This is a genomic window from Candidatus Berkelbacteria bacterium (genome assembly GCA_016432625.1).
Taxonomy (GTDB): domain Bacteria; phylum Patescibacteriota; class UBA1384; order 2-12-FULL-50-11; family 2-12-FULL-50-11.
Genome location: CP066697.1, coordinates 373154 through 388942, shown reverse-complemented (window position 1 = coordinate 388942; position 15789 = coordinate 373154). Strand labels below are relative to the sequence as shown.

Genomic DNA, 15789 nt, shown 5'->3' with positions numbered 1-15789 from the left:
CAGCATGGAGGGGACAAACAAAGCAACTATTGAAAGCGTCGTCGGCGAGATTATCCACGACTCGCGAGGCGACGAGACACTTCAAGCCACAGTCAGGCTAAGTTCCGGCAGCGTCGCTACTTCAGCTGTACCGGGCGGTGGTGGCTCCAAAGGCAAGTTTGAAGCGGTCATGATCGATCCTAAGCAGTCGGTAGCTTTCATTAAAGATGAAATAGAACGGGCGCTTGTCGGCAAAGATCCAACTACGCAACAGGAGCTAGACGGGATCATGCGTGAACTCGATGGTACCGCCGATAAATCCCGGCTTGGCGCCAACACAATTTTGAGCGTTTCGTTAGCTTTAGCCAGGGTTAGCGCTAACGAGCTGAAATTACCACTTTACCGCTATATTGGTTTCTTAGATTCTCGCCAAGCGTTTAGCGTGCCGATCCCGATGATGAATCTCATCAACGGCGGCAAACACGCCGACAATAATCTAGAAATTCAGGAATTTATGGTTATTCCGGATCGTATCGAGACTTATCACGCCCAACTTTCCGCCGGCAAACTAATTTTCAGCACTTTAGGACAAATGTTGCGTGCGGTTTCTCCGGTTCTCCCTATTGGTGATGAGGGCGGCTACGCGCCGATGCTCGACACCAATGAGATAGCGATGGATTATTTGCGCCAAGCGATAGTTCAATCTGGCTATAAACCCTGGGATGAGGTTTCTATCGCGCTTGATATCGCCGCCTCGAGCTTGCCGGAAACTTTTGAAATTTCGCCAGAACGCTACCTCGGTTTGTTGAAAGATTTTCCAATTTTGTCGATTGAAGACCCGTTTGGCGAAGAAGCTTGGGATGATTGGGCGACTTTCCGCACTAAAATGGACGAATCAAACTCGAGCTTCAAGAAACTAATGCTTGTCGGGGATGATTTATTTGTCACCAATCCAGAACGCTTGCGTCAGGGCATCGACAAGAAGGCCGCCAACTCAATTCTGGTCAAGTTGAACCAGATCGGTACCGTCTCTGAAACGCTTGAAGTCATTCAAATCGCCCGACAAGCTGGGTACTTGATCGTTGTCTCGCATCGCTCTGGCGAGACGCTCGATGATTTTATCGCTGATTTCGCAGTAGGTGTAGGCGCGCAGTTTATTAAAACCGGCTGTCCAAACGACGCTCATCCGGAGCGCATGACAAAATACCGCAGGTTATTAACTATTGAACAAGAGTTGGGCCATGCCGCAATCGTCTAACGTGCCTAATGGCGCGTCGGCAGCGCCTAAGGCCAAATACAATCGTCCAAAACCGGTTGTCTTGGCGGTAATTGACGGGTGGGGTGTGGCGCCACACTGGGGCGGCAATGCTGTAACACTCGCCAAAATCCCCTTCATGAACAAGGCCATGCAAGAGTTTCCTCACACAACGCTGCAAGCTTCGGGCGAAGGTGTTGGCTTGCCGCCTAACGAACGCGGCAACTCAGAAGTCGGACACTTAAACATCGGTGCTGGCCAAGTTGTCTTGCAATATTTCCCTTCAATTACCAAAGCCATCCAGGACAAGACCTTTTTTAGTAACGAGGTAATCTTGCAAGGAATTAACCAGGCCAAGCAAAACGGTAAGCGGGTCCATATTATCGGCCTCGTCTCGCCTGGAGGAATTCATAGTCATATTGAACACCTCTACGCCCTGCTAGAAGTTGCTAAGCAACAGCAATTCACAGATGTTTGTATTCACGCTATTACTGATGGACGCGACACGCCGCCGTTTGTGTCGCAAGAGTTTCTTGCTGATGTTACCACTAAGACACAGGAGCTTGGTGTCGGCAGTATCTGCACCGTTTCCGGTCGTTACTACTCGATGGATCGTGACCACCGCTGGGAGCGAGTCGAAAAGTCGTACCGGGCGATGGTCGAAGGCGTTGGACCAACAGCTGCTACGCCTGAAGCGGCGGTTGCGGCCGCTTATAGAGACGGCTTTTCCGATGAGTTTATTCCTCCAACTGTTATTCAGGGACCAAAAAACACCTTTAAGCCCATTATGGATGGCGATACGGTAATTTTCTTCAATTTCCGTGGCGATAGGGCTCGGGAGATTACCCAGGCGTTGATGAAACCAAATTTTGAGGGCTTTGATCGTAAAAAGTCCGTTTCCAATCTCTACTTCGTCGGTTTTACTTATTACGAAGAAGGTCTGCCAATCCACGTGGCTTTCCGACCGCACAATGTTAAGAAATCATTGTCGGGGGTAATTAGCGATGCTGGGATGAGGCAGCTACACGTCGCTGAGAGTGAAAAGTACGCCCACGTTACCTACTTTTTTAATGGCGGTAATGAGCAGCCAGTTAAGGGCGAAGACCGTATCGTTATCCCCTCGCCACATGTCCCGAGTTTTGATCAAGTGCCCGAGATGTCGACTGTGCAAATTGCCGACACTGTTATTCAGAATATCAATCGGTACGACTTCATCGTTCTTAACTTTGCTTGCCCTGACATGGTCGGCCACACTGGCAACCTCCGTGCCGCGATTCAATCTTGTGAGGCAGTTGATGCCAATCTAAATAAGATCGCTCAGGCCGTTGCTCAAGCGGGTGGGATTTTCGCCATAACGGCTGACCATGGAAACGTTGAACAGATGGTCAACCCCAAAACTGGTGAACCAGACACAGAGCATACCAATAACCCGGTGCCATTTATCGTGACTGGTAACGCTGTGGTTAATTGCCAGCTGCGTTCGGGCGGGATACTTTCTGACGTGGCACCAACTTTATTGCATATTCTCAACATCCCTAAACCTGCCGAGATGACGGGTTCGTCACTTCTGGTGGTTCAGCCACAAGTTGCTCGCTCCGCAGCTTCTACTCTGTGATAAGAAAAACGGACCCGGGTTTATTCGAGTCCGTTTTCTCACTATCTCAGCTTCCTACTGGTTCATTCCACTTGAGGAACCGTTGCCTTTCATAAACATTCCAAAAAGGCTCCAGATGGCTGCTAAGCCTACGAGTACGTAGATTATACGGCCGATAGCCGATCCTGCGCCGAAAATAGAGTCAACAAGGTTAAAATCAAAAGCGCCAACGAGACCCCAGTTAAGGCCGCCGACAAAGAGGAGTATCCAAACAATCCAGTCCATTCCGCTCATTTTCATACGTCTCACCTCCCCCCTTACTCGACGTTAATTATCTGCAATTACACTGCGCCAAACCACGTTACTTTGCAAGAGCAACCCGTTTAATGTCGGCAGATTTGAGGTATAATTTCACGTTGTAGGGCCGTTAGCTCAGCTGGTAGAGCACTTCCATGGCATGGAAGGGGTCATCGGTTCAAGTCCGATACGGTCCACATGTTCGGTAAAACGAACTACATTTGACACATGACCAAAATTGTTGAGGACCTACTAGATTTAAAGAAGAGGCTTCAAAGTCAATGCCTATTCGAGGGGTGGACAAACGTGAAACCTGGAACATACTGTAAAGAGCGGGTGTTACCAAGAAGCTCAGTGGTAATGACAAGTGCCTCGCTGGGAAGTATCTACCCATTGATGACGAGCTACCAGTTGAACGCGATCTCGACCCCCGACGTCAATAACCCGACAGCAACGCTGGCATTGCTGCGAGTGAACGATAATACGGTACAAGAACTCTATAGGGTGGATTACAGCCGAAGGCTGGGGTGGCATTTAGATTCAAGAAAATACGGTGGTCTTCATCACGTGAGGCTTAGCGGAATAAAGACGTGGCGCGACGCACTAAGCCGATTAACAAACTCTCTCGAACACTTGCCAATGGAACTCCCCTCGGTTCGGAACCGCTTTACTAACCCGGAGAGTACTCTAGATGTTTAATGTGAGCCGGGGTGTACTCCCACAAAGGGCAAGTCAGTGGACTGGTTCGAGCCAGGTCCAAAACGGCGGTAGATTTCACGGCAGAGCTTCAGGCTATCTAACAAGTCCGGCTTCGACTCTGAACCTGTCACGGGCTGATGTGGGCTCTTATCAGAGTAGTGCACCACTTGAACGATGAAATCTCCACAAAAGCCGAGTGAACTGGCGATATGCCAGCACCTGATCTCCTTGGGCTATATGCCACGATACGAGGAACCTCGTGGGACTAAAGCCCCTGACTTCAGCGTGTATAAAGCAAAGAAGTTGGCCGCAGTCGCCGAAGTTGAAGACATCGACTATAACCCAAAAGAGTTAGCGTTACTCAGATCCGGAACAATGATTAGTGGATCATTTGACCCTTATGCGCCGCTACGACAAAAAATCAAGAAGGCCCGTGCGCAATTCGCAGGATCAACCGATTACCCTTGTATTCTTTATGTCAAAGACAATACCCATCGAGCCGTGACTGACCCGATGTTTGTGTATGGAGCGATGTTTGGAAACATAGCAGTGTCAATGCCGATTGATGCTGATACTGGTACGGCCGATATTGATCAGCAATCACTATTTTTCGGAAGCGGTGGCAGAATGGTCGATCCCCACAGAGGGACGTGGCAGAATCAAACGATAAGTGCCGTTGGCATACTTCGCTCAATATACCCCGACCGAATGAAATCGCGGTACGAGGAGCAACTCGCCGAGCTAGTGAAGGAGTGTGACGTGCATGATCAGGGCTCGTTGGATAAGTACTTGTCTTCAGCGAGTGGATTGGAAGAGACACTTACGAAAGAAGGTTACGACCTTCAGAAGGAAGTAGCCAGCGTGACTTACCATAAGAATCCAACCTCTCATTTACAACTGCCTGGTAAGTTCTATGGCGGTAAATATGACTACGTGTACGATTATGATCTCCAAACGGGAGAGATTAAACTTCTAAGCAAGCCTTCTCTGTAGCAAATAGCACAGGGTCGAGAAGCATAGCATTAAAGTGTTTTGACCTGTGCCAAAGGAGAAAGGGGTCAGTCGACTGCTAATTCTGGACAAACTCAGTACGCTACTCGCTACGAGCGTTGATAACGTTCCAGCCCGCACCAGCCGCGTTATTGGCCAGCCATTTCGTCATACTGCCGAACTGACTGCCTGTATTGAGGCCGATCCACCAGTCGCCGTAAGCGCCGTACCGGCCACCGATGTCGGCATACGCGTCGTTGTTGAAGTAGCCGTAGAAAGTGTTCCAGCCCGTGCCGCCAGCCTGCCCGGTCAGCCAAGTGTTAAGGCTGTTGAACGAGCTGCCTTGGGTATTGGTGCCGATCCACCAGTCGCCGTTCGGTCGGTAGAGCCCACCGATATCGGTGTAACCGTCGCCATTAAAATCGGCGCTCAGCGTGTCCCAGTCGTTGCCACCGCCTTGGTTAGTTAGCCACTGCGTCATTGAGCCGAACGAGCTGTTGCCCTGGTTGTTCGCGATCCACCAACCTCCACTCGGGCGATATCTGCCGCCAACATCGGTAAAGCCGTCATAGTTGAAGTCGCCGCTGAAGGTGTCGCTGTCGTTTCCGCCGAGTTGCCCATCAAGCCAAGTCCAGAACGAGGTGAACGACAGGCTGCCTTGGTTTATAGAAACAGACCATCTGCCAAGCGGCCGATACTTCACGCCGAAGTCAGCCAGCCCGTCGCCGTTGAAATCACCGCCCAACACATCGTAGTCGGTGCCACCGGCTTGTGCCGACAAGACCTGCTGCATGGTGCTAAAAGTGTTATTGCCTTGATTTAAAGCCACCCACCAGTTGCCGCTGCTGATATCCCGGGCAGCAATATCCATGTAGCCGTCGCCGTTGTAATCGCCGTTGAGGATACTGACGCTGGTGCCAATCAGCTGGTTGTAGAGCCAAGCATTCATTGAGTTGAAAGCCCCACCCGTGTTCACCCCCACCCACCAGCTACCGTACGGCTGATACTCCGCAGCCAGATCAGACAGCGTATCACGCGTGAAATCAGCCAATGGAGAAACATTTACTGTAACCTGCGAGCTCGCGTTCCCACCTGGACCGTTGACAGTGATGTTGTAAGTTGTAGTCCGCAGTGGCTTGAGGCTGGCGCTGCCACTAACAGACGATGCCCCGAAGTTACTGCTTACTACACTTGTTGCGTTCGTTGACGACCAGGTCAACGCGACCCTCTTACCCAACTGAGAGTAGATCTTGCTTGCCGATAGAGACACCGTGGTGTTATGACTGGCAAGAGTTGGAGGGTTGGTGGACCACAGGTAGTCACCCGAAGAATAGGGATCCACCGCTGTTCCTGCTAAATGGTTGCCATCCCCTGCGTTAATCCGCGATTCAAAATGAAGATGGTAAGGCGACGCCCAGCGCGTGCATTCCCCTTGCTGGTTATATTCCTGACACCACGGCCCTCCTGAGTTCCCGGATTTCGCTATTTCCTCTCCCTGGCTAACATCTGCTCCATTTGCCTTCAGCGAGGAGCCGAGATGAGCATAGCGCGATCTGTGACCTGCGGTGTGCTTTATTGCGAGCAGGTTTCCGTAATTGCTCGGCCCAGGGTAGTAGTAGTTCCACACTTCGCCGCCTGCTGCCGCAGCCACCGATGTATCGTTCGGCAAAGCATAATCAACCCCTGTGTGGCCATAATAGCATCCAAAACCACAGGTGACGCTTTGGTTCGAGTAGAAGGGGAGGACATAAGGCCCCAGAGCATATGCTGTTGAGGCATGTCGTATTCTGAGGAACCCGAAGGGAGAGAAGCGTAAACTAGTAGCAAACCGGTCAAACTGATTATCCTGCTTAAGACCAGTGATTGCATATACCCGTAGTCCTCTCGCTACGTAGAAATTGGGTGAGGGCTCGCCCATTGCATTCCTCTGGTATGCTCTTCCTTCAACATTGCCATATCGCTTGACGGTTCCGGTGTCGTTCTCGTTCGGGTTATACCGACTTATCCATTGTTGTAGGGGTAGTTCTTCGCGGTTATTGAAAATGGCCACGCTAAGGACCGTTGCCTCATCTCTCGCATTGAAGCGCAATTCTCTCAAGAGCCTCGTGTTCTCTTGCGTGATCTGATCTGCGTCATACGCAACCGGGTGAAGGCTGGATGGGTGACTGACCGAGAAGGCATATCTATGGTCGCTATACTCGGACCAGGGGTCATCAGAGCCCGATGTAGCACTAATTGGTGGGAGGACAATCGACAACAGGCTCAGCGCAACTACGCCTGTCGCCAATATCCACTTTCGCAGTCGCTTCATCACCTGAGAAACCTAAATGAAGACAAGATCCGTTCGAATTCTGTGTTTCCGGGAGTGGAACTGAGCGCGTATATTCGTTGGATGAAGATCGTATAGATATTTGTAGCTTTGGAGCCCATGGCCGTCTTCTCGAATTTTCGGGCGGGCTCACCGTCCACTGTGACTTCAGCGTAAGTGTTTGGATTGGGGTTATATTTGTCAATCCACTTCCCTAGCTCTAGACCCTCAACATTGCTGAACACTCCAATCGAACTAACTCGTTGGCCATCGGCTTGCTGTATTGTTACCTGAAACAGTAGCCTCGTGTTCTCCTTTGTGAAGGCTGACGCTTCGTCCTCTGTTAGCTGCCATGCCGGTGGATAGCAAAGACTGAACCGAAATTCTGAGTTTGTATATTGTTTCCATTCGGAACAAGGATCTTCTGGAGTAGGAGAATTGACAGAAGCAGGGGGAGTCTCGGTGGTTGATGGCTTACTGTCGTCGGAGCTTTTGTTTTTTGAATAGAAGCTGTATGCAAAATAGCCGGCACCGAGCAAAGCTAAGGCGACGATGGCGATCCAGAAGCCCGGTCTACCCCTAAAGTTATCTTGAGGCATTCTGCTTCGACGCTATGCCGCGCGTCTGCGTTTGTCAATACGCACAAAGCAGGGCAGTATCGCCAAGGCGTTCCACTTGTGGTGAGTGAGCTATGTTCTCATCTTCTGCTGCTCGCAACAGCATTCGGGCCGAACTGTTCATACATCCTTCTCAGGAATACTAGCCAGTTCGTAGCCGTATCGTTATCTGTTGTTGGGTTCGTATATTCGTTTCTGCAGTCCACTTTCACACGCAAGGACAGCCAGTATAAACGAAGACCCCAGTGGTAGCTGGGGTCAATCGGAATCGTGGTCACGATTTGAGGTCGTCGAGCTTTGTGCTCGGCGTATCTTCGTACCACGGCAGTTCGTCAAAGAGTTCGATGCAGCCTGCGGGCAACTCAGATTCCTCGGCAGGCATCCAGTTCATCACAAACGCTTTCTCGGTGTTCTGGTAGAGAGTTAGCCGCGAGAGCTCGTGCTCAAACTTCTTAAACCTCTCGTAGCACCGACGAGTCTGAATGTCGATGAACGTGCATTCACGCCAGTCCAGTTTCTCGCGTTCGCAGATTGCTACCAAAATCGCTTCTGCGGAGTTGATGGTGGACGATGAGGTCGGTATCAGGCCGCTGAACACCACGAGCTTATCGCTCACGATATAGGCGACGAGCCCGTTCGGAGTTGACGGCGCGATCGGCTCGTACTGAACAAAGTTAATCTTCAAAGGTCCTCCCTATTGAGCAACCTGCGAGCAGGTACACAATCTCGGCATATTATAGAGGTAACAGGTAATAGAATCCAGGGGGTCACAGGCGCATTTACCGGAAGAGGATATTGAGCTCACTTAAATCAGGTGTGAAATCCTTGATTCCGCCAATATTATCTTTATAATTATCGCTACCCTCGTATTCGCGAGGAAGGAGGTCGTGTAATGCGACTCATTCTAATTGTTCTTTTACTGGCTTTGATCGTGGCGCCAATCGTCCACGCTCAGGCCCCTGACCAGACTGTGACGAAGGCCCGGAAGGAGTTCGACAAGCAGTACCCCAAAGCTAAGGCTACGGGACTGAAGCTATCCGGGAAGATCGTCACCGACAAGTCCGACGCTCTGAAGCCGATCAGCTTTCTAGAAATCGCGATGCCACCCAAGTTTGCCTCCGATGGCGTCATGCTGGTGCTGGCCAAGAAGGGCAAGAAGGAAGTTGGTTACACGCTCGTTCCGTTCGAGGGTGCTACGTTTGCCGTGGCACTGAAAGCTACTTGGGCTGATCGGGCATTGCTCGTCACTCAGCTTCCTGCAAAGAAGGGCACGTTCGACTTGATCGAACTTCGGCTGCTGACGCGTGACTTGCGTCGGGCGTCGACAACCGTTAAGGGCTAGCCAAGCCGCGTCGTAGGCCAAACAGCTAAATAGAGATCGACTTTTGAGCCGGTTCCCGTAAGGGTACCGGCTTTCTCTTTACCTAAATCCAAGAATCAGAGCGAACGTGCCTAAAGCACGAAATCACGGCATTTACTGTACAATTTGTTCAATGAGCAAAAACCCAGAGCGCTTTCCAAAAGACTGGTATAAGAACGCGTTAATCGCGTTTGTTATTTACTTTGTTATCGGGGCGCTTGCTAATCTCCTGCTTAATTACGCAATCTTGCATGGCTGGCCTTGGCGTATTTCTTCAACGTCGTTCGTCACGCTTGCTTCACTTTTCTATCTTCCCGCTCTGATTGCCTTCGGAGGAGCGACATTTAGCGGTATAGCCTTCTTCATACTCTCAATAGTGGGCGAAGTGTTGGTCGTAAGCATCGTACCTTTTATATTTTTAAGAAAAAAACTGCCAAAAACCAAAGAGAGTTTGGTCGCCATGCTCGTACTATTGCTGGTCGTTTTCCCGTTGGTCGGAAAAATACTTTACCTACCAATCTCTAGGCTTAACCCTTACGACTACGCAAGTGGCAATAGGGACAAAACTATCGAACAGCGTTACAGCGACATACCGCTAACGGTTATCTCAGACAAGTTAATTGAACGGTCGATTGTTCCGTCAAAACTGCCGAAACAACTAGAAGTAACATTAGTTATTGACTCTCCGGTAGAAGCAACGAAAGCGAGCATCGACTGCCGTTTGTTCGAGGTGGAATCAGAGGGCATGTATCGCTACATTTCTGGCACAGACGAATTTTATACCGACCTAAATCAGGCAACTGATAACATCGCCTTGAAAAAGGGCAACAATGAGGTTAAGCGAATACTGCCGGTTGTGGATATCGCCGACTCGCCTAGCGCAGCTACATCGCTAAACGACTATGACTGGTTAAGCGACAGTGTAATTTCGAAAGACGGGCCGTACTTCGTCGAGTGTGAATTCGGCAGTTTTTACGTTGGCGACGTCCTCTACTTCACGGACTCAACAAAAACAACTGATTCGCTCACCAAAGTTAACGCCGAGAGCTTAGTTAACCCTCGCAGCACCGCCCGCAGTCTTGGCAGCATGACTGGAAAATACAAAAATATCGTTATCTACCAAACAAAGCCCTATCTGAAAAGCGACTTTCGCTAAAGCATAAATCAACTGCTAACCAGACCCTTGATCGTGACCACAATCCCCTGCTACAACATAAGAACCAAACAGAAGATTTTCGTGGAGGAAAAATGATTACCAAAGATGAATTCGGTCCTGAATACGTGATTGAAGTTTCCGACCCCAACACTGGGATGGTAGGATTTTTAGTGATAGATAACACTGCAATGGGGCCGGGCAAGGGCGGCATTAGGATGACCCCAAGTGTTACTCCCGAGGAAGTTTTCCGTCTTGCTCGTACAATGACCTGGAAAAATGCCTTAGTCGATCTGCCGTTTGGTGGCGCCAAAGGCGGCATTGTTTGGGCGGGCGGCGACAAAAAGAAAAAGGCAATCGTACAATCCTTCGCTAGAGCACTAAAAACACTATTCATCAACAAATATATCGCCGGTCCCGATGTTTCTAGCGGTGAGGACGAGATGAAATGGATTGCTGAAGCAATTGGCGAATTTAAGGCCGCTACCGGCAAACCTAAAGATTACTGCGAGGATGGGCATTGCGGCCTGCCGCATGAACTTGGCTCAACTGGCTTTGGCGTGGCGCATTCAACTCTGGAACTTCTCAAGCATAAATCGATCGATCCAAAGGATGTAACTATCGCCATTGAAGGTTTTGGAAACGTCGGCACTTTTGCTTTTCAGCATTTAAGCGAAGCTGGGGTGAAGATAGTCGCTATTTCTGATTCAAGGGGTACGGCCTACGACAAAAACGGCCTCGATCTCGATAAAGTTTGGGCGGCCAAAAACGATCGTGGCTCGGTGCGTTATACAGCAGGTGCCGAAGAAATGGAGACCGAAGCGCTCTTGACGCTTGATGTTGACGTCTTGATAACTGCAGCCGTCACGGACGTCATTAACAAAGAAAATAAGGACGAAGTTAAGGCCAAAATGATTGTCGAGGGCTCAAATATCCCGATGACCGAGGCGATAGAAAAAGAGCTTATCGACAGAGGCGTCTTAGTCGTTCCTGACTTTGTCGCAAACTCCGGCGGCGTCATCTCGTCGTATTGTGAGCACGTTGGCATGAAGCCAGAAGAAATGTTCAAAATCGTCGAGGAAAAAATCACCACAACTACACGCGCTGTATTATCTCGCGCTGATAAGGATAAAAAGAGCTTGCGCGAGGTTGCAAATGTGTTGGCGAGGGAAAAAGTTATCGCGGCGATGCAGAAACGCAAGTCTGCTTTCTAACTCGACTTTTCCCTGTCGGTATTCAGGGGTACAATGCCTTGGACATGGCCAAAGACTTTTACGACCACGCTGCTATTGAACTAAAGTGGAACAAGCGTTGGCAAGAAGAAAAACTCTACGAAGTTGACCCTAAAGAAGCCGAGGACAAGTTTTATTGCTTAGACATGTTCCCCTACCCTTCCGGGGAAGGCCTGCACGTCGGCCACTGGCGCGGTTATGTCTTAAGCGATTTCTACGCTCGCTATTGGCGTCTGATGGGCAAAACCGTGCTTCACCCGATGGGCTTCGACGCTTTTGGCTTGCCGGCCGAAAACGCGGCGATAAAAAATATGACCCACCCGCGCGAGTTCACCGAAAAAGCCATTCCGACATTCACCAACCAATTGAAACAAGTAGGCGCCGCCTACGATTGGTCAAAAGTAATTAACACGAGTACTCCAGATTACTATAAGTGGACGCAGTGGCTGTTCTTACAGCTTTATAAGCACGGCTACGCCGAAAAACGTGAGGGCTTGGTGAACTGGTGTCCGAACGACCAGACCGTGCTTGCCAACGAACAGGTAGTAGACGGCAAATGCGAGCGCTGCGGCACCGTTGTTACTAAAAAGAGCCTCTCGCAATGGTATCTCAAGACGACAGCACTGGCTGACGAGCTACTTGACGGCCTGGAAGAGGTCAACTGGCCAGAACACGTCAAGACGCTTCAACGTAACTGGATCGGGCGTTCTGATGGCGCTGAGATCGTTTTCGGTAGCACTGCAGGCGAAATTAAAGTATTTACCACACGACCCGACACCATTTTCGGTGTGACGGCGATCGTCCTGGCACCGGAAAACCCGTTAGTCGCTAAGCTCACCAACGACAAAAACCGCCAAGCAATCGAAGGGTATCTAAGTGAAGTCAGAGCGAAAACTAATATTGACCGTCAACAACAAAAAGAAACTGCCAAGACCGCTGTTTTCACGGAAGAATACGCTACCCACCCCCTGACGAACGATAAATTGCCGATATGGATCGCTGATTATGTGCTTATGGACTACGGCACGGGCGCGGCGATGTCCGTACCGGCACATGACGAACGCGATTTCCAGTTTGCCAGAACACATAACCTGCCGATTATTCAAGTTATCGCCCCAAAACTGGTTCAATCAACAGAACCAGCCAAATATCGTCCCGACGAGCCAACCGCAAACGGTCAAAGCGTGATTGTTTTCGTCAAGCACCCAACAGAAGACAAGTATCTCGGCCTTGACTGGAAAGAGGGCTCCTGGGGCGCAAAAACCCTACTGACGGGCACGATTGACGATCTTTCGCCGGAAGAGACGGTAGTTAAAGAAATTCGCGAAGAAACTGGGTATAAAAACGCTAAAATATCGCAAAAATTAGGAGTAATTGACGGCTTGTTCTACCACCTACCTAAGAAAACGAACAAACTGGTACGCGGACACGTGTTCCTCGTCGAATTGGAAAATGAGGAACAGGACATAGTTGACAGTGCTGAGCAGGCTCGGCATGACCTGGTTTGGCTCACAAAAGAAGATCTAGCTAAATTTCTAACACCAGAGACGCATCAGTTTATTCTACGCTGGCTTGATGCAGGCTTCACACCATACACTGAAGCAGGAACGTTAGTTAACTCGGGTATATTTGATTCTTTGGAAAGCGATGAAGCTTCGGCAAAGATAGTCACGTTACTAGAAAACGATAATAAGGGTAAAAAGGCAACGACGTACCGCTTGAGAGACTGGCTGGTCTCACGTCAGCGATATTGGGGCGCGCCGATCCCGATTGTTTACGACCCGGACGGTAAGCTACACGAAGTTAAGGACGAGCATTTGCCACTTTTACTACCCGACGATGTCGACTTTTTACCTGGCGGTGAATCGCCGCTGGCGCGCTCAAATGAGTATCAAGAACGGGCCGAAAAGCTTTACGGACAAGGTTGGCACTTTGAAACGGATACGCTAGACACCTTCGTCGATTCTTCTTGGTATTTTTTGCGCTATTTGTCGCCTGGCGACACTTCTGTTGTGTTCGACCCTGAATTAGTCAAAAAATGGCTGCCTGTCGACCTTTATATCGGCGGCATCGAGCACGCAACGCTTCACCTGCTGTATGCGCGCTTTATTGCCCGTTTCCTAGCTAAGAACGGCTACACAGACGCGTCCACAGCCGAACCGTTCAAGCAACTATTTAATATCGGCATGATTACGCTTCACGGGGCAAAAATGAGTAAGTCTAAAGGTAATGTTGTCTCACCAGACCCGTTAATCGAACACTATGGCACGGACGCGCTGCGAGGGTACGAACTCTTTGTCGGACCGATGGATATCGAGGCCGAGTGGAATGTTAATGGCATTAACGGAATCCACCGCTTTTTAATAAAAGCTTTCCAATTTAAGGAAAAAGTTGTCGACTCACCAGCTGAACAAGCAGAAACAGCGGCATTCAATCACTACCTGCGTGAAGTGAACAAAATGATTGCCGGCTTCCGCCTAAATACCGTTATTAGCGAAGCGATGAAATTAATTAATAGCTGGGGCTCAAAAGCGGTCAGCGAGACAATATTCAAGGAATTTCTGATCACTCTATCCCCTATTTTCCCATACTTAACCGAGGAGCTTTGGGAAGCTATGGGCGAGAAACAATCCATTTTCCACGCTAAATGGCCTACCTCGGGAGCAGAAGCCGCCTCAATGAAAGAACTATCAGTTCGCGTTAACCATAAACATATCGGTATTCAACAAGTTGAGGGTAATGAGTCCCAAGACGAAGTTATGGAACTAGTTCAGACGTCAGATTTCAAAGAAAAGGTTCCAGTTTTAGATAAAACACGCATCATCTATAAGCCGGGTCTCTTTATAGACTTCGTTTCAGACACAGCATAAGTCTAGTTTTTAGGTGTTTTTTGAGATAAAATTGTTTCTAAATGGCCGAGCCAAAGAAAAGACTCTCAAAAACACGAACCCACTTGCGACGCGCGCAATATAAGATTAACGCGCCAAAAGTGGCGGTTTGTTCAAATTGTCACGAACCTAAGCTTCCGCACATCATTTGCCCACATTGTGGCTTTTACCGCGGAAAATTAGTGAAGAGTAATGCGCCGACGAAGCGCATTCGCCTAAACGCTACAGACGAAGTAAAATAGTTTTATGTCGGTAAATAGACATCTTTCACGCACCATTGCAATGCAGTCGGTGTATGAGTGGGATTTCCATCCAGAAAAACCTGCCTGGGAAATTGCCCAACGTGTTGTTCAGCCCGTGGAGAAAGACGTCGATATGGAATATCTCAAGAAAACTGTCGAGGGCACAGCCGCCGCGGTTGAAGAAATTGACAAGCTTGTTACGGAAGCTGCTCCAGAATGGCCGCTTGATCAGATCTCGATTATTGATAAGAGTATTTTACGCATTGCTGGCTATGAGCTACTTAAGAGCGACGAGATCCCGCCTAAGGTCGCTATCAACGAAGCTGTCGAGCTTGCCAAGACTTTTGGCGGTGAGAACTCATCTAAATTCATAAACGGCGTCCTGGGCACCTTATACCGCAACAGTGACCGCTTTGTGCCTGAGGAAGAAGAGGGAAAAACTGATGAACCAGATCCAGCTGAAGCAGCTTGAAGACTTTCAGGCTAGGCATCAACTAAAATTTAACGATCCCAACTTACTGCGAACGGTTTTCGTACACCGGTCGTATTTAAATGAATCACCCGAAGACATTCGCGAGCACAACGAGCGCTTAGAGTTCTTGGGGGACGCAGTTCTTGAGCTAGTCGTTACTGAGTATCTCTATAAAACTTACGACAACCCCGAGGGTGAGCTGACAAATTGGCGCAGTTCGATAGTCAAAGGCGAAGTTCTGGCAAAAGTTGCGTCTGATATTGAGCTAGGCCAGCAGCTCTACCTTAGTAAAGGTGAGGAAAAATCCGGCGGCCGCTCCCGAAGTCTAATTCTAGCTAATACTTTCGAAGCTCTAATCGGCGCGATTTACCTTGATCTGGGATACGAGGCCTCTTCTAAGTTCATTCATAAGTACTTGATCGCCCTTTTACCTGAGATTATAGAGAAAAAGCTCTACATCGACCCAAAATCACGCCTACAGGAGGTGTGTCAGGATGATCTTGGCGCTACGCCAGAGTACCGTGTGTTGTCAGAGGAAGGTCCGGATCACCAGAAGCAGTTTGTTGTCGGCGTCCATGCTTCGGGCCGTTTAATTGCTAAAGGCACTGGAACCTCAAAGCAGCGTGCCGAGCAAGACGCTGCATCTATCGCCCTGACGACTTGGCCGAAAAACAAACGTAGTTAGCCTCGAGCTCCAACTAAG

General features: G+C 49.5%; 15 protein-coding genes and 1 tRNA gene. 12 read left to right on the top strand and 4 right to left on the bottom strand.

The annotated features are described in order from the left end of the window. Nucleotides 1–4: 4 nt before the first annotated feature. Together eno and HY845_02305 are read left to right on the top strand one after the other, a co-directional pair. Nucleotides 5–1237: a phosphopyruvate hydratase gene (eno, locus tag HY845_02310; protein ID QQG51379.1), complete on the top strand. Its 1233-nt coding sequence runs from the start codon at nt 5–7 to the stop codon at nt 1235–1237. Further along, a complete protein-coding gene (locus HY845_02305) occupies nt 1221–2849 on the top strand; it encodes a 2,3-bisphosphoglycerate-independent phosphoglycerate mutase (protein ID QQG51378.1) in 1629 nt (542 codons plus the stop codon). Before eno ends, HY845_02305 begins: the two co-directional genes overlap by 17 nt. 54 nt (nt 2850–2903) lie before the next feature. Here HY845_02305 and HY845_02300 read toward each other — a convergent pair whose 3' ends face one another. Continuing rightward, nucleotides 2904–3128 carry a DUF378 domain-containing protein gene (locus HY845_02300; GenBank protein ID QQG51377.1) on the bottom strand — a complete coding sequence of 75 codons (225 nt, stop codon included), beginning with the start codon at nt 3126–3128 and terminating at the stop codon, nt 2904–2906. 121 nt (nt 3129–3249) lie between these two features. Here HY845_02300 and HY845_02295 point away from each other — a divergent pair. The 3 genes from HY845_02295 to HY845_02285 all read left to right on the top strand — a co-directional run bounded on the left by HY845_02295 (nt 3250) and on the right by HY845_02285 (nt 4817). Further along, nucleotides 3250–3322, top strand: a tRNA-Ala gene (locus tag HY845_02295). 163 nt (nt 3323–3485) lie between these two features. Continuing rightward, entirely contained in the window at nt 3486–3824 is a 339-nt protein-coding gene (locus HY845_02290) for a hypothetical protein (GenBank protein ID QQG51376.1), read from the top strand. Between the two features lie 285 nt (nt 3825–4109). Further along, nucleotides 4110–4817 carry a hypothetical protein gene (locus tag HY845_02285; GenBank protein QQG52141.1) on the top strand — a complete coding sequence of 236 codons (708 nt, stop codon included), beginning with the start codon at nt 4110–4112 and terminating at the stop codon, nt 4815–4817. A gap of 100 nt (nt 4818–4917) precedes the next feature. On the opposite strand, the gene HY845_02280 is transcribed toward HY845_02285, so the two are convergent. From HY845_02280 to HY845_02270, 3 genes are all read right to left on the bottom strand, one after another. Then, the gene (locus HY845_02280) at nt 4918–6483 is read right to left on the bottom strand and encodes a VCBS repeat domain-containing M23 family metallopeptidase (protein ID QQG52140.1); all 1566 of its coding nucleotides are present in this window, start codon (nt 6481–6483) and stop codon (nt 4918–4920) included. Nucleotides 6484–7124: 641 nt separating this feature from the next. After that, entirely contained in the window at nt 7125–7721 is a 597-nt protein-coding gene (locus HY845_02275; protein ID QQG52139.1) for a hypothetical protein, read from the bottom strand. Nucleotides 7722–8013: 292 nt separating this feature from the next. Next, nucleotides 8014–8424 (bottom strand): hypothetical protein, encoded by a 411-nt coding sequence (locus tag HY845_02270; GenBank protein ID QQG52138.1) that lies wholly within the window; start codon nt 8422–8424, stop codon nt 8014–8016. Nucleotides 8425–8631: 207 nt separating this feature from the next. On the opposite strand from HY845_02270, the gene HY845_02265 reads away from it, so the two are divergent. The 7 genes from HY845_02265 to rnc all read left to right on the top strand — a co-directional run bounded on the left by HY845_02265 (nt 8632) and on the right by rnc (nt 15771). After that, nucleotides 8632–9081 carry a hypothetical protein gene (locus tag HY845_02265; GenBank protein QQG52137.1) on the top strand — a complete coding sequence of 150 codons (450 nt, stop codon included), beginning with the start codon at nt 8632–8634 and terminating at the stop codon, nt 9079–9081. Between the two features lie 151 nt (nt 9082–9232). Next, on the top strand, nt 9233–10255 hold the full coding sequence (locus tag HY845_02260) for a hypothetical protein (protein QQG52136.1): 1023 nt from the start codon (nt 9233–9235) through the stop codon (nt 10253–10255). Nucleotides 10256–10347: 92 nt separating this feature from the next. After that, nucleotides 10348–11466 (top strand): Glu/Leu/Phe/Val dehydrogenase, encoded by a 1119-nt coding sequence (locus HY845_02255; GenBank protein QQG52135.1) that lies wholly within the window; start codon nt 10348–10350, stop codon nt 11464–11466. 44 nt (nt 11467–11510) lie between these two features. After that, nucleotides 11511–14354 carry a class I tRNA ligase family protein gene (locus HY845_02250; protein ID QQG52134.1) on the top strand — a complete coding sequence of 948 codons (2844 nt, stop codon included), beginning with the start codon at nt 11511–11513 and terminating at the stop codon, nt 14352–14354. 41 nt (nt 14355–14395) lie between these two features. Continuing rightward, nucleotides 14396–14614, top strand: a complete 219-nt coding sequence (rpmF, locus tag HY845_02245) for a 50S ribosomal protein L32 (GenBank protein ID QQG52133.1) — start codon at nt 14396–14398, stop codon at nt 14612–14614. A gap of 4 nt (nt 14615–14618) precedes the next feature. Further along, on the top strand, nt 14619–15086 hold the full coding sequence (gene nusB, locus HY845_02240; protein ID QQG52132.1) for a transcription antitermination factor NusB: 468 nt from the start codon (nt 14619–14621) through the stop codon (nt 15084–15086). After that, a complete protein-coding gene (rnc, locus tag HY845_02235) occupies nt 15058–15771 on the top strand; it encodes a ribonuclease III (GenBank protein QQG52131.1) in 714 nt (237 codons plus the stop codon). Before nusB ends, rnc begins: the two co-directional genes overlap by 29 nt. Nucleotides 15772–15789 lie beyond the last annotated feature (18 nt).